Consider the following 22,393-nt stretch of genomic DNA (forward strand, 5'->3'; position numbering starts at 1 on the left):
TTTTTTTCGCCGTTAATTTATAGGTCAATCAATCAAGAGAGGTTCCTGGCATGACCACCATCCACACTCCTTCCCGCACCCGTCCCTCCCGTCCGAGCGCCCCGGCGACTCCCGCCTCCCTCGGCGCCCGGCCCGCCCCGTTCCGCCGCCGGTGGGCGACCCTCGCCGTGCTCTGCCTGAGCCTGCTGGTGATCGTGGTCGACACCACGATCGTCAACGTGGCCCTCCCGACCCTGTCCCGCGACCTGCATCCCACCGCGAGCGGCCTCGCCTGGATCGTCGACGCCTACACCCTGGCCTTCGCCGCCCTGCTGCTACCCGCCGGCGCCCTCGGCGACCGCTACGGCCGACACCGCGCCCTCGCCGCCGGGCTGATCGTGTTCGGCGCCGGCTCGCTCGGCGCGGCGCTGACCACCACCACCGCACAGCTGATCGCGCTACGTGCCGTGATGGGCGCGGGCGCCGCGTTCGTCATGCCCGCCACGCTGTCGATCCTCACCAGCGTGTTCACCGACCCCGCCGAACGCGTCAAGGCGATCGGGCTGTGGTCCGGAGTCAGCGGGCTCGGTGTCGCGATCGGCCCGACCGCCGGCGGCTGGCTTTTGGCCCACTTCTCCTGGGGGTCGATCTTCCTGGTCAACCTGCCCGTCGTCGCGGTCGCCCTGACCGCCGGGACACTGCTGGTACCCGCCTCCCGCGCACCGCGCCCGGTCCGGCCCGACCTCGCCGGCGCGCTGCTGTCGATCGCCGGCCTGGGCACGCTGACCTACACCCTCATCCAAGCCCCCGCCGCCGGCTGGACCTCGACCACCACCCTGGCCCGCGCCGCCGCCACCGCGGCCCTGCTCGCCGCTTTCATCGGCTGGCAGCTACACAGTGACCACCCGATGGTCGACGTCACCGTGTTCCGCAACCCCCGCTTCACCGCCGCATCCGCCGCGATCATGACAATGTTCTTCGCGCTCACCGGCGTGACGTTCCTACTCACCCAGATCTACCAGTTCGTTCTCGGCTACTCCCCGCTCGGCGCCGGCGTCCGCGCCCTGCCCTCCGCGCTCGCCCTAGCCATCGCCTCCCAGTTCGGCGCCCACCTCGCCACCCGGCTCGGGACCAGGGCCACCGTGGCCGGCGGCCTACTCGTCATGGCCGGCGGGCTCACCTTCTTCGCCACCGCCACCACCGCGTCCACCTACCCGCACTACCTGATCGCCACCGTGGTGATGTCCACCGGCCTGGGCCTGGCGATGGCACCCGCCACCACATCGATCATGAACGCGCTGCCCCCCGCCAAGACCGGCGTGGGCTCGGCGATCAACGACACCACCCGCAACCTCGGCAGCGTGCTCGGCATCGCCATCCTCGGCAGCATCGCCACCACCGCCTACACCCACACCCTCACCAACCAGCTGCCCGCCGCCACCGCGCCCACCGCGGGACAGTCCATCGGCGCCGCCACCGCGATCGCCCACCACACCCCCGGCCCGGCCGGACAAGCCATCGCCCACACCGCCGCCAGCGCCTTCATCCACGGCACCAGCCTCGCCCTCACCGCCGCCACCGCCACCCTGCTCGCCGCCGCCGCCATCGCCCTGCGCTACCTGCCCGCCCGGACAGCCGCGGCACCCCAGCTCCAGACCGAACCCGAGCCGGCGGCCTGACCCACACCCCGAAGACACACCCCAGCACAGAGGCAAAAGCCTGTCGACAGGTGGAGCCGGCCGACCCCACACGGGCCGGCCGGCTCCACCTGTCCCGGCATCCCGGTCGCCGACCCCCGAAGACGTCCACGCTGACGCCTGAACTCGACGCCGAACCCCATCGCCGACTCGCGGCAGCGTTCACCGAGCGGCTATGGCGATCTGATCAGGCCACCAACCTGGCCCCTGCCATGCTTCGAGCCGGCTCAATGCAACAGAACCGCACCTGGTCATGGTCCGCGAGCTGGGGGCTGAGGTCCGCACGGAGATCGACCGTGTTCACGCGATCGCCGACTGGTCCGGCGGGATGTCGCTCTCTCCGCCGCTTCCTTGGCCCGCTGCCGCGCCTTCTGCGCCGCCGCCACGTCTAGGCCGTCCGCAGGGCCAGCCCGGGTCGTGTCCGGTGGACTGATCCGGCGGAGGGGTGGACCGGGCGTCAAGTTTGGGTATTTTATGCGGTTGGTAACACTTTCGTCCGGCCTAGCGACCGGCTCTGTGGGACTCGTGGCTGGGGGGCCCGTATCCGTCGAAACCGACAGGACTCCCAGGAGCGACAGATGAGGCTAACGTCAGCCGTGCCCACCCGAGATCGCCGGACGGTGCGCCGCCGCCCTTCGGCCCGGCGAGCCTGGGTGCTCGGGGTCGCGTGCGCCGCCGCGGTGGCGGTCGCCGGCTGCGAACCGATCGCACCCGGCTCATCCGGGCCTGTCATCACGCCGAACCCGACCGTCACCTCCGCGGTGCCGACGACACCGGGCGCCTCTACCTCGACGACCTTCTCCAGCAGTCCGTCACCCACCGCGCCCCCAGCCACCTCGACCGCCACGCCGTCGGCTTCCGCCGCCGGCACCGGGACCGGGAACGGAAGCGGGTTGCGGGTCTCCGGCACCTCCATCGTCGACGCCTCAGGGTCGCAAGTTCGGCTGCTCGGGGTGGACCGGTCCGGTACCGAGTACGCCTGCATCCAGGGTTGGGGGCTGTTCGACGGACCTAGCGACGACGCCTCGGTGGCGGCCATCGCATCCTGGAAGGCCAACGTCGTGCGGGTCCCGCTGAACGAGACGTGCTGGCTTGGGATCAACGGCGCGCCCTCGCAGTACTCCGGTCAGGTGTACCGGCAGGCGATCGTCGATTACGTCGGCCGGCTGAACGCGCACGGCATGGCCGCCGTCCTCGACCTGCACTGGTCCGCTCCGGGAACGGAGAAGGCCACCGGCCAGCGGCAGATGGCCGACGCCGACCACGCACCCGACTTCTGGCGGTCGGTCGCCATGACGTTCAAGGGCAACTCGTCCGTCCTGTTCGACCTTTACAACGAGCCGCACGACATTTCGTGGCCCTGTTGGCGCGACGGCGGCGACTGCGGCACCGGTTACCAGGTGGCCGGGATGCAGGACCTGATCGATGCGGTGCGTGGCACGGGAGCAACGAACATCGTCCTCGCGACCGGCAACGGATGGGGTGGCGACCTCACCGGCTGGTTGGCGAACAAGCCCTCGGACCCGACCGGCAACCTGGCCGCCGGCTGGCACATGTACGACTTCGGCGGGTGCACGACGCTGTCCTGCTTCGACACCCAGATCGCGCCAGTGTCGGCGGTCGTCCCGCTGGTCGCCGGTGAGTTCGGGGATACCGACTGCAACCATAATTTCAGCGACCAGACGATGAACTGGCTCGACAGCCACGGCGACAGCTACCTGGGGTGGGCCTGGGACACCTTCGACTGCGGAAGTTTCCCAGCGTTGATCAAGGACTACTCGGGCACGCCGACCGCCTACGGCGAGGGCTTGCGCGCTCACCTAACCTCCGTCCGGTGACGAGCCACCGGACGGCGTCGTCGGCCGCGTCGCCCGCGGCCTGACGCAGCGGAGGCCCGGCGCGGCGGGCCACGACTGTGGGGCTCCAGAACTCCGATTTGGGCGTTGAGCTGCACGTTTGCGTGTCGGCGGCGCCCGTGTCGGGCAGGCTGGCCGGCATGGTGTGGTCCTTGCTCTACGGTCTGGCGCGCAACGTCCTCGGGCTGGTGGTGCTGCGGGTCCGCGGGACAGCGCGAAGGAGGTGGAGATCCTTGTCTTGCGCCACCAGCTCGGGGTCCTAGGCATCGGTACACCTCGTCCGACCGGATGCTGCTGGCCTGTTTGGCCCAGCTCCTTTCCCGTTTAGGTTGGTCTCGCCGGCAAGGTTGGGAGGACGGCTACGCACCGCAATCGCGGTCGGCGATGGGTCGGCGTGGCCATTGCGGCTGGATGGCTATCGCCGGCAGGGCCGATGTGTGCTCATTGTGTGTACGGACGTCGGGGCGCGATGCGGCATTCCGGAACCTTAGATGACAGCAAAATCGGCCGTGACGTGGACGAATACGCAACGCGCGGCACGCGCAAACACGGAGAAATGCAAAAATGGCCGTCCTGTAATCGGGCGGTTAGGGGTTCGAGTCCCCTCGTCGACTCGATCAACATCCCGCTGACCTGCGGGTTTGCAAGTTTGATCCAGTCTTTTGACGTCGATGATCGTCGGCGTGTGCTCATTGTGTGCTCATTCCGTGCGGCCGCGCCATGGATCATGATCGTCTAGGGCTGAGGGCTCTTGACGCTCCGTAATCGTCGCTCGTGGGTGGTCGTCCGTGGTGCGTCTGCCCCGTGCCTGCCTTGACCGGTCGAGGAGCCGTTGCAGGCTGGGACGTATTCGCTGCCCTCGGTCTCGGTCGGGGCGAGCTCGCGGTTCTGGGCCTTCGCGTTCACCAGGGAATTTGGCCGCTGGTGCGTGAGAAAGCGGCGGTTCTGGTGTGCCTGCCGGCTTGCCCTTCTGTGGCCGGGCGGTACGGAGGTCCGGGGTTTCCGGTGGGCGGCCGTCAGGCCGCGAGGCGGGGCCGAGGGTTTGGGGCTCAGGCCACGGTGAACATGGGGTGAGGCCGTGGGCGCCGGGCGTGGCGCCCACGGCCCCTGCGCTCAGCAGTTGCGCAGCGTCGGCGACTGGTTGAGCAGCTGGCCACGGGGTGAGATGAATGCCTGGTAGCGGTCGCCGCCGACGGCGGCGAGGCGGAACGCGGCGACCCGGTGGCAGTTCTGGAATGCCAGTTTCACGCCGAAGTGCCGCTCCAGACCGCCGCGGATCGCGTCGCTGGCCAGCGCCCGCAGCAGCTGCCCCCGCTCCGCCTCGCTCGGTGGCGGAACCTCGTGGTCGGCGAACTCCCCGTCGCCCGTATGCAGATCGGCGGCGACCTGGCTGACGACGCTCCAGGCATACGGCAGGGACAGCCGGACGCAGTCGACGAACTCGGTGTCGGGCACCTGGCCCGACTCGGCCTTCTCCAGCAGAGCGGTGGGGACAGCGAGCGACATGGCATTCCTCCTGGGTGTGTGGACGGTTCGTGTCTCGCGAGCGCGCAGGGTCAGGTGCTCGCGCGTGTCGGGCGAAGGGCCAGTGGGACCGCCGACGTCCCGCCATGCCCGGCCGTGGGAGGGGGTCAGGCCTCGGAGCGCGCAACGGCCGGCCGGCCGCCGGGGCGGCCCTCACCGGCGGGATCGCCGCTGCAGCCCTGTCGGTGGGGTAGCGGAAACGAGAGGTCATGGCGACGTTGCCGAGTCGAGCTATCCGACATCGTAACGACAACCATTTTCATTAGTGTGCGGCGCGCCGGCACCTCGGGCCGTAGGTCCCGAACACCCCGCGTCCCACACCACGCCGTACCTCAGACCACCACGAACCGTGACCGTGTGCTTGCCAAAAATTGCGTCCGGGCTGGTCAGGCGGCGTGTTCGTACTCGTGGAGGATGCCGCCGAGCTGGTCGCGTCGGCGGATGTCGAGGTGGGCGAGCCGGTCCGTATCGATGATCGGTTCGGGTAGCGGCTGGAGCGGTCTGGCGTTCGCGATGCCCTGGTGGGGCCGATGTGAGTTGTAGAACGCCTCGTATGCACGGAGGGCGTGCAGAAGATGCCGCTGGTTGTAGATCAAGGTTCGGTCGAGGAGTTCCTTGCGGCAGTTCCCACCCACCGCTCCATGATGGCGTTCATGCGAGGGACTCGGACGCCGCTGCGGACAACCTTGATCCCTGTGTCGGCGAGGATCGCGTCGAACAGCACCGGGTATTTTCCGTCTCGGTCGCGGATGAGGTAACAGGCGGTCGAGCCGGTGTCCTGGAGGTCCATGGCGAGGTTGCGGGCGGCCTGGGTCACCCACGCTGCGGTGGGGTGCGCGGTGGCGCCGAGGATCCGGATCCGGCGGCTGGAGTGTTCGATCACAGCGAGGATGTACAGGCGTGTCCCGGTCAGGGGCACGGTTTCGATGAAGTCGGCGGCGAGGATCGCGTGGGCTTGGGCGCGGAGGAAGTCGGCCCAGGTGGTCGCGGTCCGCTCGGGTGCGGGGTCGAGTCCCGCCTGGTGCAGGATTTCCCAGACCGTGGACGGGGCGACTTTGATGCCGAGGACGAGGAGTTCGCCGTGGATCCGGCGGTAGCCCCAGCTGCTGTTTTCCCGGGCCAGGCGCAGCACGAGGATGCGGATCGAGGCCACGGTGCGGGGCCGGCCCCGCCGTCTGGGACGGGAGGCGGCGGCGTGGCGGCGGGCGAGCAGGGCGCGGTGCCAGCGCAGGACGGTATCCGGGCGCACGAGTAGCCGCAGTCTGTGCAGGGTTGGCTTCGGCAGCGTGCGCAGGAGCGCGGCAAGCAGGGCGCGGTCGGCGGGCTGGAACTGGATGCGTTGGCCGTCGAGCTGGCGGTACAGCACGGCGATCTGGTGTCGCAGGGTGAGGATCTCGATGTCCTTGTCGCGGTCACCGCGGGGCAGCAGGCGCAGCAGCGCGAACGCGTTGGTGACGCCGAGGTAGGTCAGCCGAAGCAGCACGAAGCAGGATCCTCACGCAGCAGCGGGCCTCGATGGGAGAGGGCCGGGCGCTGGCGCGCCACGCTCGGTCCCGACGGCTGCGACCGGCCTGACCAGGGCGGACGGAATTTTCGGCAGGGACACCGTCGCCGCGAACGGACGGGCAGACCCTCCGAGGCCCGTGCCCGTTTCAGACCCGGCGTACCAGGGCAGCCGCGGAGGCCTGATCCCTCCCAGCAACGACGCCCAGCGCGCAGCCCGCGTGCCGTAGGCGGAAACCTCGCCGACCTGCATGCGAAGACGGCCTGGTCGAATTCGGCGACCTCGATCAGCTCTGCCGGGCGACCCGGCGCCGGATCAAGCCCGGTCACCGGCAATCGGCGAGGTTCCGCCGGCTGCGCGTTCCTTGACCAGTATGCCCAGTCGCAGGTTCTCGACCTTGTTTTCCTGGACGAAGGGAATCCATCGTGGTTCCTGGAGGAGCTCGATCTCGTCGCATCGTTCGACGAAGACGGCGAGCGCCTCTTCGATGGTCGCTCGGGACATGGCGTGGCCGAGACAGACGTGGGGGCCGATGCCGAAGCTCAAGGAGGCGTTTTGGGGGTCGCGTCGAATGTCGAAGTGTTCGGCGTCGTCGCCCCAGTGGCGCGGGTCGCGGTTCACGGCGCCCACGACGACGGTGATGTGAGTGCCGGCGGCGAAGTCCCTGTCGAAGGCGTGGGTGTGGTTTGCGGCCTTTTGGCCGATGGCGTTGATCGCGGGTCGGTAGCGCAGCGACTCCTCGCTGGCGCCCTTCTTCCACGCGTCGGGGTTGCTGCGCAACAGCTGGGCCTGCTCGGGATGGCGAGCGAGCTCCGCCATCCCGCTGGCGATGATGCTCGCCGTGCTTGTCCCGGAGCCGAAGATGGACGAGAAGAGGGTGATCAGTTCGCCCTCGGTGAGTCGGCCTTCTTCGTTCTGAGCTTGGACGAGGTGGGTGAGTAGGTCATCGCGTGGTTGCTGACGGCGCCGGTCGTAGAGCATCGCCGTGTGATCCATGGCCGCCTGGATGTACGTGTTGACCATTGCCCTGGTTTGTTCGGTCATCTCGCCCGGTCCGAAGGCGTCGATCACCGTGGAGCCGCCGGCAGGGTTCATGGTGTTGCCAAGCTCGTCCTCGTCAACACCAAGGAAGTCCATCATCACGAGACGAGGCAGCAGGTAGGCGTAGTCGAGTCGTCCTTCGATCTCGCGGACGCCCAGCTTGGCGTCGAGCAGCGCGTGGGCGTGGTGGCGGATGAGGGGCCGCAGGTCGTCCGTCTTCCGCTTCGACAGCGCCCACGCCGCCAGTGATCGGACGCGGCGGTGGTGTTCGCCTTCCATCACGCCGATGCGGCTGCTGCCCCAGGTGTGTAACGGATCTCCCGGCTGGAACCCACGCGCCTCGAGCACCTCGATGCCGTGCTGGATGAACTGCGTGCCCCGCACGGTCTCGAACGCGTCATCCCAGCGCAGCAAGGCGGGCAGGCCCTGGGGCGTTCTGGCTAACCGGTGCCGCTCGCGAAGCTCGCGCAGCACCGGGTACGGGTCCTGCCACCACGCCGGGTCGTCCATCGGAATCGTCGGCAGGTCCTCGACCTCGACCGTCACCATTCGCATCCTCTTGGCTCGTCGACCCAGAACCTGCCGGACCTGGCAATCTTGCCGTATCCGGCAGCTTTCCCTAGGGTGGGGGCCATGTCAACGGCCGGGCTGCGGGAACGGAAGAAGGCGGCAACCAGGTTGGCGCTGAGCCAGGCAGCCCTGTCGCTGATGCTCGAGCGCGGGCTCGACGCCGTCACCGGCGACGCCATCGCCGAAGCCGCCGGCGTCGCTCCCCGGACGTTCCGTAACTACTTCTCCAACAAGGAGGAGGCGGTGCTGTTCGTCCTGGAACGAGCGCAGAGCGACTACGTCGAGACATTCCTGCTCCGCGACCCCAACGAACCCGTCCTCGACTCACTCGAGGCGGCCGCCATTGGCCTGGTCGAAGCCACCGACTCCCTCGAGCAACTCATCGCCGCCACCCGCCTCACGGCGCGCAACCCTGCACTTGTCGTCCACCGTGCAGCCTCGCGCGACCAGGCAACGACGGATCTCCTGCGTGAAGTCGCGGTCCGCACGGGCACAGACCCCCACCGCGACCTCTATCCGCGACTCGTCGTCCACGCCGCCGACGCCGCGGTCCTGTCCGTCGTCGGGCTGTACGCCAGCAAGCAGGTGCCCCGGTCCGAACTGGCCCACCTCATCCGAGCCGGATTCGACCAGCTCCGCCTAGGGCTCGCACTCCGTAACGGCCCTGCGAATCGCGGGAACGATATTGCTGACGAACATGAAGACCAACATCGAAAACAAGGGTCACACGATGACGAGGGAGCCTGGGAGTGACGAGGCACGGTCTCGCGACCGAGGGCGGGTCGCCAGTGGCGTCGCGCGGAGCGGCTCACGGGGCGACGAAGGCCGCGGGCCGGGGTCGGCTGCGCGCCCACACGGCGGCCTCGGCCGCGTTTCTGGTCGCCGCGTCGACCGTGATGGGCTGCAGTTCCTCATCGTCCAACGCGACGGGTAGCCACTCGTCGTGCACGACCGGGGTGCCTGGCGTGACGGGTGACTCCATCAAGATCGGACTCGTCCTGCCCGACACCGGCGGCGCTGTCGCTGAGGCCTTCCGGCCGGCGCGCGGGGCGGTGGAGGCGCGCATCGACAAGGAGAACGCCGCTGGCGGCGTGTACGGCCGCAAGATCGATCTCACCTGGCAAGACGACGAGGCGAACGTGAACGTGTTCACCAATGCCGTGCAGCACCTCGTCACGGCCGACCAGGTCTTCGGCCTGATCGCGCAGACGGTCAGCCTCACCGACGAGTCCGCGAGCTGGCTCCAGACGAAGGGTGTCCCGATGGTGGGCCTCCCCTCCAGCCCGATCTGGAGTAACTACAGCAACCTGTTCCACTTCGGCTCGCTGTACAACAAGGGCGGCGCTGTCGACACGTTTGGCCGCTACATCAAGGCCCAAGGTGGCACCAAGGCACTCCTCGTGATCGACCCGACCTCGCAGACCTCCGCGGACCTCGCCGGCCAGTTGGTCGCCAGCGTGCGCAGCCAGGGGATCGCCGTCGTGGGGGAGACGCCCTACACGCAGGACGTCTCCGACCCGGCCAAGGTGGCGACCCAGCTGCGCCAGGACGGGGCCGACACCCTGATCGGCGCGACTCAGGCCGATGCCTTCATCGACATCTATGCCGCCGCCAAGGCCGCCGGTGTCAACCTCAAGGTCGCGCTCAGCTCCAGCAACTACGGCCCCACCGAGATCCAGCAGCGGGGTAAGGATATGGCTGGCATGTCGATGACCATGGCCTTCCAGTCGTACACGACGAACTCGCCGGCCATCCAGGCCTATCGCGATGCCATAACCACCTATTCCCCGGAGACGACGAGCCCGTTCGACGACGTCGCGATCGTTTCCTACGCGGCGGCGGATGAGATGATCAAGGGCCTGCAGCTGGCCGGCCCGTGCCCCACGAGACAGTCGTTCATCACCAACCTGCGGAAGGTGACCAGCTACGACGCAGGCGGCCTGCTCGCTCCGACCAACCTGAGCCGGCCACACGACCCGGTGTCCTGCTTCAACTTCCTCAAGGTGAACGCGACGGGCGACGGCTACGCGACGGTGCCGGGCAACACTCCGACCGGTTTCTGGTGCGGCAACCCGGTCCCCGCCTCCACGGCCACCGGCTCCTGAAACACGCGGCCGTCGAGGGGGTGGGCTGAGGACGGTCACCCCCTCGACGGCCGCCCTCTTCGTCCGCCGCGGTAGCGGTCAGCGTTCTATGCCGCCCGTTGGCGCACGACGACTCCACCATCCAGAGTTCCGTTGCGGAGGGCATTCCTCGTGGTCACGCGATCACTGTTCACGGCGCTCGGCCTTGGCATGGCCATGACGGAGGCCGTTCGGGCAGGTCTCGATCGGGCGCTGCCCGGCGGCGCGTCGGTCCCGCTCCGGGCGCACCAGGCCAACACGCGATGGTTGGAGGCCGCGTTCGGCTTGGCGCCGGGAACGGTCCGGTCGGTCAGCGTCATCGACGAACACTCAGGAACCGCCGCGCGCGCCCGCCTCGCCGTGGACTCCGATGCGACCGAGGTACCCGGCCATCTGTTCCTGAAGTTCACGCCTCACCACTACAGCCAGCATGTGCTGATGAACGTTTTCGGACTCGGCGCCCGGGAGGTCCTTGCCTACCACGCGCTGGGGGAACGCCCGCCAGTCCTCACCCCGCGGTGTTACGCCGCCAGCGTCAACCGGTTCAGAGGGCGCGCCGTTGTGTTGCTGGAGGACCTGTCCTCCACGGCGCGATTCCGGACAGTCCGCGACTCGGTGACGCCCGCCGAGGCCGAGGCCGTTGTCGACGCGCTGGCCGACCTGCACATCGCCTTCTGGGAGACCACTCGTTTCAGCGGCGACCTCAAGGCGTTGGTCGGGCGCGCGCCGGCCGCTGACCGCCTCGGGGATCTCATCCGCCGTCGTCTCCTCGGCACCATGAAAGGCCAGGCCGCCGACCTTGTTCCCGAGTCCATGAAGCGGCAGTGCCGCATGTTCTTCGAACGCAGCCGGGACATCGACGGGTTCTGGGCCGCCCTGCCACAGACTCTGATCCACGCCGACCCGCACCTCGGGAACCTCTTCTTCAAGGGCGGCTCCCCGGGACTGTTGGACTGGCAGAACGCGATGTCCGGCGCCGGCATACGCGACGTCGCGTACTTCGCGGCGGCCTCGGTCGAGCCCGAGGTGCTCCGCAAGATCGAACGAGGGCTGGTCGAGCGGTACGCGGCGTGGCTGGACGCGGCGAACATCCGCGCCGACCTCGACGACCTGTGGGTGTGGTACGGCGCCGCCATGACCGAATTCTTCCTCGCGGCCGTCTGCACCGCCGAAGCCGGCGACACCATGCAGCCGTTCGAGATCTCCCGGGTCGGCGTCGAGCGATGCGTCGCCGCCGTCGCCGCACACGACAGCTTCACACTGCTGACCAAGCTCGTCGACGCCAAGCACGCGTGACACCTTCAAGTCTCTCGGCGGCGCAACCGCTGTCGGAAGCCACCCGTCGCGTCCAGACGTTCTCCAAGAATAGAGAAGACCTGTGATCTTGTTGCGTTCACGTCGGGCGCGGGCCGGGTTGGCCGGCGTCGCGGCGCTGGTGGCCGCGGTCACGTTCGCCTCGTGTAGCTCCACCACCGACAACGGCACCTCCTCGGCACCCGTGGACCTGGGTAAGCCGATGGACGCCGCCGCGGCCAGCAAGCTGGCGATCGAGAAGGCGGGGCCGATCGAGTTCGCGACCGGCGACACGGTCCGCGGCGTGAACGGCAAGGTCATCACGATCGGTGGCGTCGCCGACGTCAAGGACACGACCGGTATCGAGAACTTCCCGGGCGTGTGCGACGGCGCGAAGGCGCGGTTCGAACGTGCCAACCGCGAGGGCGGGGTGAACGGCTACACCTTCTCCTACGCGGGCTGTACCGACAGCGGTGCCGATCCCACGACGTCCAAGGACGCCGTGACCGAGATGGTCGAGGACAAGAAGGTCTTCGGTCTGGTGCCCTTCACCGCGACGGTCTCCACCGTCGGGGACTACCTCAACGACAAGCACGTGCCCTACTTCGGCTGGGGCATCTCGAACGACTACTGCGGCTGGAACAACCGCCAGTTCGGCTTCTCCGTCACCCAGGCGATCGCCTGCGCGGGTGTGCTGCCCGGGCAGACGTTCTACTCGTCCGCCGGTCTGGAGAGCTACCTGACGGGCTCGGGCAAGAAGCCGGCTGACGTGAGTGCCGCGTTCATCGGGTCGAGCGTCGCGGCCGGGGCGAGCTCCGTGAAGAGCTTCGCGAAGATGGCCGTCGGGCTGGGGATGAAGGCCCCCTACGCCAAGACCCCGATCCCGGGGCCCGGGGCGCCGCCGCTGTCGGACTACACGCCGATCGCCCGCGACATCATCGCCAGCGGCGCGAACCTGGTCGCGTCGACGACCCCGCCGGCCCAGATCTTCCCGCTCGTGGCCGCGCTGCGGTCGTCGGGCTACACCGGCGACGTCCTGATCTACTTCGCCGACCCGCGACTCGCGCCGCTGGCCGACCAGCTCGACAAGGCGTACGCGATGACGCCGAACTTCGGCTCGGGCGTCTTCCCGAGCGACACCTTCAAGCAGATCGACGCCGACCTGAAGGCCGTCGGCTCGCAGGCGGACGCCAGCGCCTCCGGGACGCTGACCTCCTACGGTGCCGCGGACCTGTTCCTCAAGGCCTTCGCGAAGATCAACGGCTCGGTCACCACCGAGGCCCTCGCCAAGGTCCTCAACTCCGGCTTCGACTACCCCGCGCTGGGCAACGCGCTGTGCGGCTCCACCTGGCCCGCCGGGCGCGTCCTGGGCAACGACTGCGCCGCGCTCGTCCGGTTCGACGGGGCGAAGAAGGCCATCGTCCCCATCAAGGACCTCCAGACCTTCGGCCACGAATATCTCTTCTCCCTGACCTGATTACCTCCACGCACGGCCGAAGGCGGTGCGACCGATCCCCGGTCGCACCGCCTTCGGCCGTCTGGAGGTCGCAACGCCCGGCGAGGCACTGCGAAGCGCCAAAACGGTGCCGCCGGCAGCGATAGGGAGGCCGGGGATGTGGGCTTTCTACGCAAATGCGGCCCCGTGGCCTGGTCGGATGGCCCGGGGGATCGCACCCGGGCGGCTCTGTTGCGTTCGCGGATGCGGTGGTCGGGTCCGGCGGCCAGGCATGATCGGATGGTGGCTCGCTGCCGTCCTTGTCCGCCGGTGCCGGTCTCGGAGTTCACCGGCTTCCGGTTCCCGCCGGAGGTCATCGTTCTGGGAGTTCGCTGGTATCTGCGGTTCGCGCTGTCGTACCGGAATGTCGAGGAGCTGCTGGCCGAACGCGGCATCGCCGTCGATCACGTCAGCGTCTACAGGTGGGTGCAGCGCTTCACTCAGCTGCTGGTCGACGCCGCCCGGCCGTGCCGGCACAGCCCGGGCGATAGATGGTTCGTCGACGAGACGTAATGGGTGGGCAGGTGGTGCTACCTGTACCGAGCGATCGACCAGTTCGGCCAGGTCATCGATGTACTGGCCTCCGAGAAGCGAGACCTGGCTGCGGCCCGCCGGTTCTTCACCCGGGCGCTGGCCCACGGCCGCCGTCCGGTCGAGGTGACCACTGACCGGGCCGCGGCCTACCCGTGGGTCCTCGACGAGCAGCTGCCTGCTGCCCATCACATCGATGCCAGGTATGCCAACAACCCGATCGAGGCCGATCACGGACGGTTGAAAGCCTGGTTGCGACCGATGCGAGGGCTCAAACGCCTCCGCTCCGCCCAGGTCATCGCCTCAGGGCACGCGTTCGTTCAGAATCTTCGCCGCGGCCACTACGAACTCGCCGTCGAGGCCGAACCCCACCGCCGACTCGCGGACGCCTTCACCGAGCTCGCCCTGGCCCTGTGACCAGCGCAGTAACCCGCATCCGCCATGCCTCGCCCCGGCCCAACGCAACAACGCCGTTCCAACAGGGGTCAGTTCAGGGCGGTGCCGCACCAGTAGCCGTCGCGGGCGAGTGCGGCGGGCGGCGGGCGGCGGGCGGCGGTAGCACGACCAGGTTCTTCCCGGTCGGGTCGACGGTCAGGAAGTTCTCGCAGAGCGTCGGCTGCCTGGGTCGGCTGACGTCGATAGGGGCGATCAGGCCGCCGGCCGAGTACTTGGTCACCGAGCGGAGGGCGTCGATGAAGCCCTGTCGCGTCGGGCAGGCGCCCGCGAGCCGCAGGCCATTGATCATCTGGTCGGCGGCGACGTAGCCGCCGATGGCGAGCTCCTCGGTCGGGTCGACCGCCTCCGGTGCGTAGGTGCTCATCGCCTCCACGTAGGCGGCCCTGGCCGGGGAGTCCGGGGCGGCGATCGTGGACAGCACAGTCATGCCGGCCATGTCACCGCCGCGCTGGGCGAGCAGGTCGGGGCTGATGCCACTGGACGCCAGCGCCACGCGCAGCCGGACGCCGGCTGCCTTGGCCGCCGCGTAGACGTCGATGAACGACTCGGTCTGGGCGGCGCCGATCAGTGTGTCCGCGCCCGAGTTCTTGATGCGCGCGACGAGGCTCGCCGGGTTCGTGATGCCTTGCGTGTAGGAAAGCGTGTCGACGACGGTGACTCCACGGCTCTGCAGACTCGGCGCAAACTTCGCCGCGAGATTCTGCGTGGCCGAGAGGTCTCGGTCGGTGACGAGGATCGCCTTGGTGCCGCCCCTCGCCTTGACGAAGTCGCCGATCACCGAGGTGTCGCCCGGGTTGTACCGGTTCCCGAAGTGGAAAAGGTTGGGGTACTCGCTCCAGACCACGCTGCTGGCGGTGCCGGTGACCGGAACGTCTTCCTGCGCGAGCCAGCCGACCGCCTTGTCCACGACCACGGAGTTCAGGACCAGGCCGAAGACCTTCTCGGAGTCGACCAGGCGGTGCGCGGTCAGCAGGAACGCGTCCGGGTTGGACTGGTCGTCACCCCAGACCAGATCGATACGACGACCGTTGACGCCGCCCTGGTCGTTCTGCTGGTCGATGCGGGCGGAGGCGCCGGCACGAGCGCCTCTGAAGACGGTCGTGAGCGCCGCGGGCCCGGTGTCGGGATAGATGTATCCGATCTTGACCGATGTGGCGGTTACGCCGGGAATATTTGTCGAACAGGTTTGGCCTGGCCCCGAGTTCGTATCCGGCGACGCCGCGCACCCAGCGATGGCGGCAGGTAACGCCAGGAGCACGGCCATCACCGACCGGATCCAGGCAGCCACGACGCCTGTCCACGCTCGGCACGCCGACATACCGGTCGGCTGCCGAAGGCCCCGTGCGCCGCTCCGGCTATGCCAGGCGGGTGCGGTCGAAGAACATCCCCTGGATGAGCAGTTTCAGGGCGCGGACGGTGTCGTGGTACTCGTCGGCTGGCGTGGTCAGCGCATGCTCGTAGAGGCCCATGAGCAGGACGTGGATCGCGTTCGTGGCGGCGTGGACGTCGATGTTGTCCGTGAGGGCGCCCTGGTCGCTGGCCTGGTGCAGGACGTCAGCGACCACGCCGTGGATGGAGGCGACGATGGTGTCGCTGTCTTCGGCCAGGTGCAGGTCCGAGGCGCTCTGCACCCGGATCGCGCGGTCGAAGGGGACCGCGTAGGGGTTGTCGCGCACCATCCGGTCGGCCTCGTCCAGGATGGCCATGAGCTTGTTGAGGACACCGTCGGTGGCCGCAACGGCGACGGTGAACCGGGGGACCGTGTGCTGGGCGAGGTCGCGGAAGGTCTCCTTGACCAGTTCGGCCTTGTTCGGGAAGTAGTGGTAGAGGCTGCCGCTGGTCATGCCCGCTGCCCGGGCGATCTCGCGGATGGTGGCGCGCGCGTAGCCGACGTCGGCGACACAGCGCAGGGTCGCCTCGAGAATGCGCTGCCTTGACTGGTCGCCGTGGGAGCCGACCGGCCGGCCCAGCAGCGACGGGGTGCCCGCCACGGTTTCTCCTGGTTGTCGTCGTCCCCGAGTTTCGCACGCACCCGTCCGGCGAACGGCGTGGTGCCTCGCCGGGCGGCGTGGGCCGTACCGGCGCGGCAGGGTGCTGGCCGGGGGTCACGACGGGTCCATGGAGTCGTCGGGCTCGATCCCGAACGAGCGCAGCATGGCCGACACCGTCTCGTAGGCGCCGATGGTGAAGATGACGTCGAGCATCTGCTGGGTGTCTAGCGCGGAGGCGAGTGCCGACCAGGTGCCGTCGGTCAACACCCCGTCGGTGACGATTTCGTCGACGGCGCGTAACAGCGCCGTGTCTATCGGGTTGAAGAACGGCGCTCCCGGGTCCGACGTGATCCGGGCTACCTCCTCGGCGGTGAGCCCTGCCTCCTTGGCAAGGTGGGCGTGCTCGGCCCACAAATAGCCACAGGCGCGTCGCGCGGCGACCCGCAGAACAAGGATCTCGCGCTGTCGGGGTGACAGGGTCGTCGCGAGCAGCACCTGACCGTTGAAGGTGAAGAACGCTCGCGCGAGCTGGGGGTGGTGCGCGAAGGTTCCGAGCATGCCCAGCGCCTTGGGTCGCCCTTCGGCATTCGGCATGGGATAACGCGGCTCCGGTGGGACCATGGCCGCCAGCGCCGCGCGCATCCGCGGCGGGAACTGGTGGGGTCGCAGCGGTTCGACTCGCGCCATGCAGGCGTTCCCTTCTCGCGGTTTGGCTTCCGAGCTGCGCACCCGCGCCAGTCCGCAGGGCGCGGGTGGCGAGAAGGTGCGGTCCGCGCACGTGGCCGGCTGGCCGGACCGGCCGCCGACGATCCGGTCGCACCGACGGCCGGCCCAGGACCCGGACCCGGACATCCTTGCGGTCCGCGCCGAGCCTGCTGACCGGTCCGGCGGCTCACTCGGTGATCTGGATGCCGTCGTAGCTCGTGAGCAGGTCGGGGTCCGGTAACGGCATCTGCAGGTAGACAGCCAGGTGCACGACCTTGCCGGCGGCGTCGAACTCGTAGGTGGTCGCCGAGTTCACCGCGTTGCTGTAGCCGGCAACCGTGCTGCGCTCCTCCAGCTCGAGTAGCACCAGGGTGTCCACCTCGGTGACCCGCTTGAACGAGCACTCCCACTCGGAGGTCTGCGCCCACTGGGTGAGGAACGCCGCGTACTCCGGCCAGTTCATGACCTCCTTGAACGGGCCGACCCGCTCGAAGGAGTCGACGGCGACCAGCTCGGCTACCGGCGCCCAGCTTTCCGCCGAGAAACCGGGCTGTTTGCCCGCGCTGACCAGCTTCTTCATCAGCTGGGTGTACTCCAGTGCGACCCGTGAGAGGCCCGTGTAATCGCCGATGACCTCGTCGAGGTCGCGCAGCGCGAGCGCCATAAGCCTGCTCCCATAGGTGAGATGGTGGATTCGAAGACACGCTCGCCCAGGCCGCGGCAGATCCCGCGTGGCGGACCGGTCACGGGCCGCGGGAAAGCGTCAGGACCGGGCGCCGGCCAGGTAGCGGTCGAGGACGCGGTGGAAGTTCGCGACGACGATCTCCTCACGGGTGATCGTCTCGTGCTCCAGGCGGCTGTTGCGAAGCCCGGCCTGCTGGCGCTGCATCTGCTCCCAGTCCTGCTGGAGCGCCTCGAAGTAGGTGTGGCTGCCCGGCTCGTCGACGACGGTCAGGTCCACCTTTGCCGCCGCTGCCAGTTCGTCCGGCAGGTACATGTAGCTGGCGACGTGCCAGACGCACTTGTTCGGGTCACCAGACGGGTGCGGAGTGGGCATGGTGATGTGGCATTCGCCCGCGCGGACCGTCATGAAGAAGTTCGGGAAGAGCACCCAGCCCTGGTTGTCCGTCATCTGATCGTCCGTCAGCCTGCTCACGTCCAGGCCCATGCCGGTGAGCGTGTCGCGGGTGGCCTGCTGTAGCAGCGTGCGGGCGGTGACGCCTTCCGGGAATTCCAGCATCCCGTTCTCGTCGCGGTAGGTCGCGACGAGCTCCTCGAAACGGGGCAGCATCAGCGGGACCGCGGGGAAGGTTTCCGGGAGCTTGCGGATCCCGGCGACCTGCTCCTCCGGGCCGAAGTGCTCACCCCTGGGCACGTCGAACGGCGTGGTCGCGACGCTGTGGTCGCCGAGGAACCAGTAGCGGCCCTTCTCCGGGTCCGGGTAGATCACGTTCAGCAGCTGCGGATGCACACCCCAAAGGTGGTAACCCTCCTGGAAAGCGTCCATGACGACCTTCCAGTTGCACTCGAGGGCCTCCTGGACGTCCATGACGGTAACGAACCGGTCCATCTCGTACGGCCTGAGCAGCTCGATCACCTCGGATCCGAGGTACTCGGCCAGCGGTTTCGCGTCCGGGTCCGGGTTGAGGAAGATGAACCCGCCGGACGTCTCCACGGGCACGGACAGCAGCGAGACGTCGCTCTTGTCGATACCCGAGAGGTTCTCGCGCAGGATGCCGCGGCAGTTGCCCTCCAGGTCGTAGGACCACAGGTGGTATTGGCAGAGGAACTGCCGTGAGGTGCCCGTGCGCTCGGCGCACAGCAGGTTGCCACGGTGACGGCACGCGTTGACGAAGCCGCGGATGACGCCGTCCCGGCCGCGCACCACGATGAAGGACTGGTCGAACAGCTGGTAGGTCTTCCAGTCGCCAGTCTTCGCCAGCTCGCTGACCCGGCCGACGACCTGCCAGGTCCTCTTCCAGATCAGCTCGCGTTCCTGCGCGGCGGTCTGGGGGGAGGTATACCGCGCTGTTGGGATCTTCCATCGGAACCCGTCCGGGTCGCAGTCCAGGCCCGACAAGCCGATCTTGGCGTCGTCGAGCCATTCTCCGGGCAGTGCGGCCCGTGTCGCTTCGATCGTCATCAGTCCAGTTCTCCTTGAGCAGGGCGAAACAGTGGGTCGGAGGCCTCCGCGCGCACGGGACGCGCAGGGGGCCGGTGGCATGCCGTCGGAGGCACTGAGGAGGGTCTGTCCACCGTGACGCGAACGCGCCGAGGTGGCGGGCGTCCGACGGTGGGCGATCGCGGGAGCCCCGTCCGTGCCACGCCAGCACCGGACGCCAGGCGGTCAGCACCCTCACTCGAGTAAATCAATCGATTGATTAATAGCATGATGCGCGCCACACTCGGGCACTGTCAAGGCACCCTCCACCGACGGAAGGACGGACACGCATGCCCTTCGAGGGGACCACCGCGATCGTGACCGGCGGGGCGTCAGGCCTGGGACTCGCGATCACCGAGGCACTCGCGGCCCGGGGAACCAAGGTCGCGGTCTTCGACGTCCAGGCCGAGCTGCTCGACACCGAAGTCGCGCGCATGCAGAAGCATGGCGACGCCGTCCACGGCTACGTCGTCGACGTCTCCAACCGTGCCCAGGTCACCGCGGCCCGTCGCGCAGGTCCGCGCGGACTTGGGGCCCGCCACTCCCTTGAGCGCTATCCCCGAGCCTGGGTTCCAGAACTCGGCCGCCTGCGTCAAGCCAGGCGGCACGACGGTGCTTGTTGACGGACTGGCCCGACGTGGAGGCACGAGCGACGCCACATCTCGCGGCACTGTTCGGGAGTGGTCGAACGAGGACGGCTGGGGAGTCATCGACTCGCTGGAGACTCCCGGTGGTTGCTGGATCCACTTCAGCCACCTGTTGATCGCTGGCTACCGCGGCCTGCGGGCCGGAGAGCAGGTCGAGCTGGACTGGGAGACGCCTGGCCAGGACGGGTATCCCTACCGCGCCGTGCGTACCTGGCCGGCGGGACAGCAACCCGTCGAACCACTGATCACCAGCCGGGGTGAGGGCGGCTTCAGGAGCACCCTCACAATCAGCTGGGATGACGACTCGGGTTCGACCTGACATCACAGCGCTCCGGCGAGACCGATCGCATGCCGGGAAAGCCGGCAAACTAGCCGCCGCCTACCAGGCGCGCTGAGCCTGTCGAGCCGACGGCCGCCGCGTTTGCGGCTCGGCGAACGATCGACAATGTCGTCGTGGATGACGCTTCCCTGGTAGCCCGCTCCTGGTCACGGATCGAGCGCTGGCTCGCCGAGCACGCGCCCGTCAGCCACGGGCAGCTGAACCCGCCGGCGGAGAGGTCGGCGATCGCTGAGGCGGAGCGTGCGCTTGGTGTGGCGTTTCCTCCGAGCCTTGTCACGCTGCTCGGCCTGCACGACGGCGTCGACGACTGGAAGAAGGACGGCGCATACGTGCTGCGGGCGAAGTTCCTGCCCGGCAACTATCGGCTGCTACCCCTTGCCGACATCGTGCGCCACGGCCAGATGCTGACCGAGATTGTCCTGAGCAGCGAGGAGAAGACGGGCACCGACCAGGTCGGCTGGTGGTGGCACCCGTCCTGGGTGCCGTTCGCGGACGCGGTCTGGGCCGGCTGTCTGTTCACCGACCAGCGGGACGGCGGCGAAGGGCCGGTCGGCGTACATGACAAGGAGGGTGCGTCCAGCATGGCCCGGTGGCCGTCGCTGGCCGCGATGCTGACCCAGTTCGCGGACGCGGTAGAGGCCGGCGGTGACGTGGGCGACTACCGCCCTCGGGTCGTCGACGGCGGGCTGGAGTGGGAAAACACGTTCACATGGCCTGACTCGCCGCCGCATAACGCCCGGTTGGACGCGTTCGGGGCACCGAGGTCGGATCCGTATCGAGAATGACGGAGGGGTCGCAGACCTCCATGGATCGCGGGTCGCAGGCGTCGTCAGCCGGCGGCACTGGCAGGTTCCTCGGCGTTGTCGCCGCGGCGGCCGTCGCACTCGGGAGGCTGGCGGAGTCGTGTATTCAACTGTCGTGTATTCGTGGGTGGAACCCGATTGATCGTCTCTGTGTATGGTCGCTGCCGTCGAAACCTGGCGCGGACCTGCGTACCGGGCGTCGGTGGTAGCTGGCGCTCCTACCCCTGATGGGATGATCGGATGCGCAGAGCTGCCGCCCTTCTTCCGGCCCTCTCCGTACTTCTGCTGCTCACGGCATGCGGATCCGTGTTCGGGGGCCCGACCGTGGCCCGGACCTCCGTCACCGTCCCGCCCGTGGATGGCGTCCGGATCACCTCGAAGACCGTCTTCTCGGGCAGGCTCCCCCCGTGCCCCGACGCCTACCCCGCCCCCCTTCCCACCAACGGCCCCCCGATCTCGGCCACCTACGAGGTCACCAACGACGGCGCCGAGGCGTTCACATACACGATCCTGTTCGACTTCCTCACGAAGACCGGCGAGGGCGGGGGCAGCAGATACGTGACCGTGCGATCGGTCGGTCCCGGCGCGACCGTGCGCGGCACGGTCCAACTGGGGGCGCTGGACCCCAGAGCGTGCCCGGTGACCCGCGTCAGGGTCGGCGAGGTGACCAAGGTGCCTGCCGCCGAGGCGCCGCCCGAGCCCGGCGAGTGCCCGCCCTCCGGCCTCCGCCTCACTCTCGAGGGCGGCACATCCGCGACCGGGCTGCACATACGGGGTCTACGCCTGGAGAACTGCGGGACGCGCGACTACTCACTCGACGGCTACCCGCTCCTGGAACCGCTGGACACCGACCGGTCACTCGTCGAAGGTGTCCAGATCCTGCACGGGAGCGGCGGCATCATCCTCCCGGGCGGGGAATTCGACGAGCCAGCCCATCCGCTAGTCCTGAAACCCGGCGAGAGCGCCTTCTCGAGCCTCCTGTGGCGCAGCGCCGCCGGCAGAGTCACCTACGTCAGGGTGCGAGCCCAGCCCGGTGCCGATCCGGTGACCCTGACGCTCCACCTCGACATCGGCACCACCGGGAAACTCGCCGTCCGCGCCTGGACGCGCACGCCGACGTAGGGCCCCGGCTTCGGCATTGCCACCTGGATTTCCTCCTCGGCTACAAACCCGTTTCCAATCGACGAGCTGTGGTCGTTCGTGATGAACGGCAGCCGCGCGGTGACCAGGGTCCTGGGAATGGCGCTGTTGCGTTCGGCCGAGGTGAAGCATGGCGAATGCTGGTTGCTGCCCTGGTCAGAGGGTCCGAGCGAGCTCGGTGAACGCTTGCGCGAGCCGGCGATGGGGTTCGGCGTCGGTGGCACGTTCGTAGTGGCCGCGGCGGACGTTTTGGACGAAGGTGTGCCCGGATCCGATGACCTGGGCGCAGCGGAGGCGTTTGAGCCCGCGCATCGGCCGCAGCCGGGCTTTCAGCCGGCCGTGATCAGCTTCGACCTTGTTGTTCGCATACCGGACGTCGACATGGGGCGCGGCGGGCAGCTGCTCCAATTCGGCGGCCGGTAGCCTGCGGGATCTCGTGTGAGCCGCGAGTTCCGGTCGCAGCAGTCGGACCCCAGCCGTACGCCGCCGTCCGGCTTGCCCTGATCAGACCCAGCTTTCAAAAGGCACGGGCATGTC

20 protein-coding genes and 2 pseudogenes are annotated in these 22,393 nt (G+C 68.6%); 11 read left to right on the forward strand and 11 right to left on the reverse strand.

From position 1 onward, the window contains the following. Positions 1 to 50 precede the first annotated feature (50 nt). Positions 51 to 1,658, forward strand: a complete 1,608-nt coding sequence (locus FRCN3DRAFT_RS43460) for a DHA2 family efflux MFS transporter permease subunit (protein WP_007512705.1) — start codon at positions 51 to 53, stop codon at positions 1,656 to 1,658. Positions 1,659 to 2,254: 596 nt separating this feature from the next. Continuing rightward, the gene (locus FRCN3DRAFT_RS0208800; RefSeq protein ID WP_007512703.1) at positions 2,255 to 3,514 is read left to right on the forward strand and encodes a glycoside hydrolase family 5 protein; all 1,260 of its coding nucleotides are present in this window, start codon (positions 2,255 to 2,257) and stop codon (positions 3,512 to 3,514) included. A gap of 1,131 nt (positions 3,515 to 4,645) precedes the next feature. On the opposite strand, the gene FRCN3DRAFT_RS0208810 is transcribed toward FRCN3DRAFT_RS0208800, so the two are convergent. The 4 genes from FRCN3DRAFT_RS0208810 to FRCN3DRAFT_RS0208825 all read right to left on the reverse strand — a co-directional run bounded on the left by FRCN3DRAFT_RS0208810 (position 4,646) and on the right by FRCN3DRAFT_RS0208825 (position 8,150). Next, positions 4,646 to 5,038: an SCO5389 family protein gene (locus tag FRCN3DRAFT_RS0208810; protein WP_007512702.1), complete on the reverse strand. Its 393-nt coding sequence runs from the start codon at positions 5,036 to 5,038 to the stop codon at positions 4,646 to 4,648. Positions 5,039 to 5,442: 404 nt separating this feature from the next. Next, the gene (locus tag FRCN3DRAFT_RS58100) at positions 5,443 to 5,691 is read right to left on the reverse strand and encodes an integrase core domain-containing protein (protein WP_007512701.1); all 249 of its coding nucleotides are present in this window, start codon (positions 5,689 to 5,691) and stop codon (positions 5,443 to 5,445) included. After that, positions 5,649 to 6,539 (reverse strand): hypothetical protein, encoded by an 891-nt coding sequence (locus FRCN3DRAFT_RS50610; protein WP_007512700.1) that lies wholly within the window; start codon positions 6,537 to 6,539, stop codon positions 5,649 to 5,651. The genes FRCN3DRAFT_RS58100 and FRCN3DRAFT_RS50610 overlap by 43 nt, the downstream gene beginning before the upstream one ends. A 336-nt stretch (positions 6,540 to 6,875) precedes the next feature. Continuing rightward, the gene (locus FRCN3DRAFT_RS0208825) at positions 6,876 to 8,150 is read right to left on the reverse strand and encodes a cytochrome P450 (protein WP_007512698.1); all 1,275 of its coding nucleotides are present in this window, start codon (positions 8,148 to 8,150) and stop codon (positions 6,876 to 6,878) included. A gap of 84 nt (positions 8,151 to 8,234) precedes the next feature. Here FRCN3DRAFT_RS0208825 and FRCN3DRAFT_RS43470 point away from each other — a divergent pair, with 84 nt between their 5' ends. Beyond that, a complete protein-coding gene (locus tag FRCN3DRAFT_RS43470; protein WP_007512696.1) occupies positions 8,235 to 8,924 on the forward strand; it encodes a TetR/AcrR family transcriptional regulator in 690 nt (229 codons plus the stop codon). Between the two features lie 55 nt (positions 8,925 to 8,979). Here FRCN3DRAFT_RS43470 and FRCN3DRAFT_RS56030 read toward each other — a convergent pair whose 3' ends face one another. Next, positions 8,980 to 9,153 (reverse strand): hypothetical protein, encoded by a 174-nt coding sequence (locus FRCN3DRAFT_RS56030; protein ID WP_232793975.1) that lies wholly within the window; start codon positions 9,151 to 9,153, stop codon positions 8,980 to 8,982. On the opposite strand from FRCN3DRAFT_RS56030, the gene FRCN3DRAFT_RS0208835 reads away from it, so the two are divergent. From FRCN3DRAFT_RS0208835 to FRCN3DRAFT_RS43475, 4 genes and pseudogenes are all read left to right on the forward strand, one after another. Continuing rightward, positions 9,137 to 10,276 carry an ABC transporter substrate-binding protein gene (locus FRCN3DRAFT_RS0208835; protein WP_232793976.1) on the forward strand — a complete coding sequence of 380 codons (1,140 nt, stop codon included), beginning with the start codon at positions 9,137 to 9,139 and terminating at the stop codon, positions 10,274 to 10,276. The genes FRCN3DRAFT_RS56030 and FRCN3DRAFT_RS0208835 overlap by 17 nt on opposite strands. A 150-nt stretch (positions 10,277 to 10,426) precedes the next feature. Next, positions 10,427 to 11,590 carry a phosphotransferase family protein gene (locus FRCN3DRAFT_RS0208840; protein WP_007512692.1) on the forward strand — a complete coding sequence of 388 codons (1,164 nt, stop codon included), beginning with the start codon at positions 10,427 to 10,429 and terminating at the stop codon, positions 11,588 to 11,590. An 82-nt stretch (positions 11,591 to 11,672) separates the two neighbouring features. Further along, positions 11,673 to 13,064 (forward strand): ABC transporter substrate-binding protein, encoded by a 1,392-nt coding sequence (locus FRCN3DRAFT_RS0208845; RefSeq protein ID WP_007512690.1) that lies wholly within the window; start codon positions 11,673 to 11,675, stop codon positions 13,062 to 13,064. Between the two features lie 258 nt (positions 13,065 to 13,322). Next, positions 13,323 to 14,030: pseudogene (locus tag FRCN3DRAFT_RS43475) on the forward strand (IS6 family transposase). 73 nt (positions 14,031 to 14,103) lie between these two features. Here the strand turns inward: FRCN3DRAFT_RS43475 and FRCN3DRAFT_RS43480 are convergent. The 5 genes from FRCN3DRAFT_RS43480 to FRCN3DRAFT_RS0208875 form a co-directional block, all read right to left on the reverse strand. Further along, positions 14,104 to 15,357: an ABC transporter substrate-binding protein gene (locus FRCN3DRAFT_RS43480; RefSeq protein ID WP_007512686.1), complete on the reverse strand. Its 1,254-nt coding sequence runs from the start codon at positions 15,355 to 15,357 to the stop codon at positions 14,104 to 14,106. Positions 15,358 to 15,424: 67 nt separating this feature from the next. Continuing rightward, a complete protein-coding gene (locus tag FRCN3DRAFT_RS0208860) occupies positions 15,425 to 16,060 on the reverse strand; it encodes a TetR/AcrR family transcriptional regulator (RefSeq protein ID WP_007512685.1) in 636 nt (211 codons plus the stop codon). A gap of 114 nt (positions 16,061 to 16,174) precedes the next feature. Continuing rightward, positions 16,175 to 16,747, reverse strand: coding sequence for a carboxymuconolactone decarboxylase family protein (locus FRCN3DRAFT_RS0208865; RefSeq protein ID WP_007512684.1), 573 nt, complete (start codon positions 16,745 to 16,747; stop codon positions 16,175 to 16,177). 205 nt (positions 16,748 to 16,952) lie between these two features. Beyond that, the gene (locus FRCN3DRAFT_RS0208870) at positions 16,953 to 17,429 is read right to left on the reverse strand and encodes a hypothetical protein (protein WP_007512683.1); all 477 of its coding nucleotides are present in this window, start codon (positions 17,427 to 17,429) and stop codon (positions 16,953 to 16,955) included. 99 nt (positions 17,430 to 17,528) lie between these two features. Further along, complete coding sequence (locus FRCN3DRAFT_RS0208875; protein WP_007512682.1) at positions 17,529 to 18,908, reverse strand: aromatic ring-hydroxylating oxygenase subunit alpha; 1,380 nt, start codon at positions 18,906 to 18,908, stop codon at positions 17,529 to 17,531. 308 nt (positions 18,909 to 19,216) lie between these two features. Here FRCN3DRAFT_RS0208875 and FRCN3DRAFT_RS0208880 point away from each other — a divergent pair, with 308 nt between their 5' ends. The 4 genes from FRCN3DRAFT_RS0208880 (at position 19,217) to FRCN3DRAFT_RS0208895 (ending at position 21,838) form a co-directional block, all read left to right on the forward strand. Beyond that, complete coding sequence (locus tag FRCN3DRAFT_RS0208880) at positions 19,217 to 19,549, forward strand: SDR family NAD(P)-dependent oxidoreductase (RefSeq protein WP_007512681.1); 333 nt, start codon at positions 19,217 to 19,219, stop codon at positions 19,547 to 19,549. Continuing rightward, a complete protein-coding gene (locus FRCN3DRAFT_RS0208885; protein WP_007512680.1) occupies positions 19,539 to 19,892 on the forward strand; it encodes a S1 domain-containing protein in 354 nt (117 codons plus the stop codon). Before FRCN3DRAFT_RS0208880 ends, FRCN3DRAFT_RS0208885 begins: the two co-directional genes overlap by 11 nt. Before the next feature lie 134 nt (positions 19,893 to 20,026). Next, a complete protein-coding gene (locus tag FRCN3DRAFT_RS43485; RefSeq protein ID WP_007512679.1) occupies positions 20,027 to 20,698 on the forward strand; it encodes an SMI1/KNR4 family protein in 672 nt (223 codons plus the stop codon). Between the two features lie 258 nt (positions 20,699 to 20,956). Next, the gene (locus FRCN3DRAFT_RS0208895; protein ID WP_007512678.1) at positions 20,957 to 21,838 is read left to right on the forward strand and encodes a DUF4232 domain-containing protein; all 882 of its coding nucleotides are present in this window, start codon (positions 20,957 to 20,959) and stop codon (positions 21,836 to 21,838) included. Positions 21,839 to 22,012: 174 nt separating this feature from the next. Here FRCN3DRAFT_RS0208895 and FRCN3DRAFT_RS51205 read toward each other — a convergent pair. After that, positions 22,013 to 22,267, reverse strand: a pseudogene (locus FRCN3DRAFT_RS51205) (DDE-type integrase/transposase/recombinase); the annotation flags it as partial. Between the last annotated feature and the right edge of the window lie 126 nt (positions 22,268 to 22,393).

This window comes from Pseudofrankia saprophytica, assembly GCF_000235425.2.
Taxonomy (GTDB): domain Bacteria; phylum Actinomycetota; class Actinomycetes; order Frankiales; family Frankiaceae; genus Pseudofrankia; species Pseudofrankia saprophytica.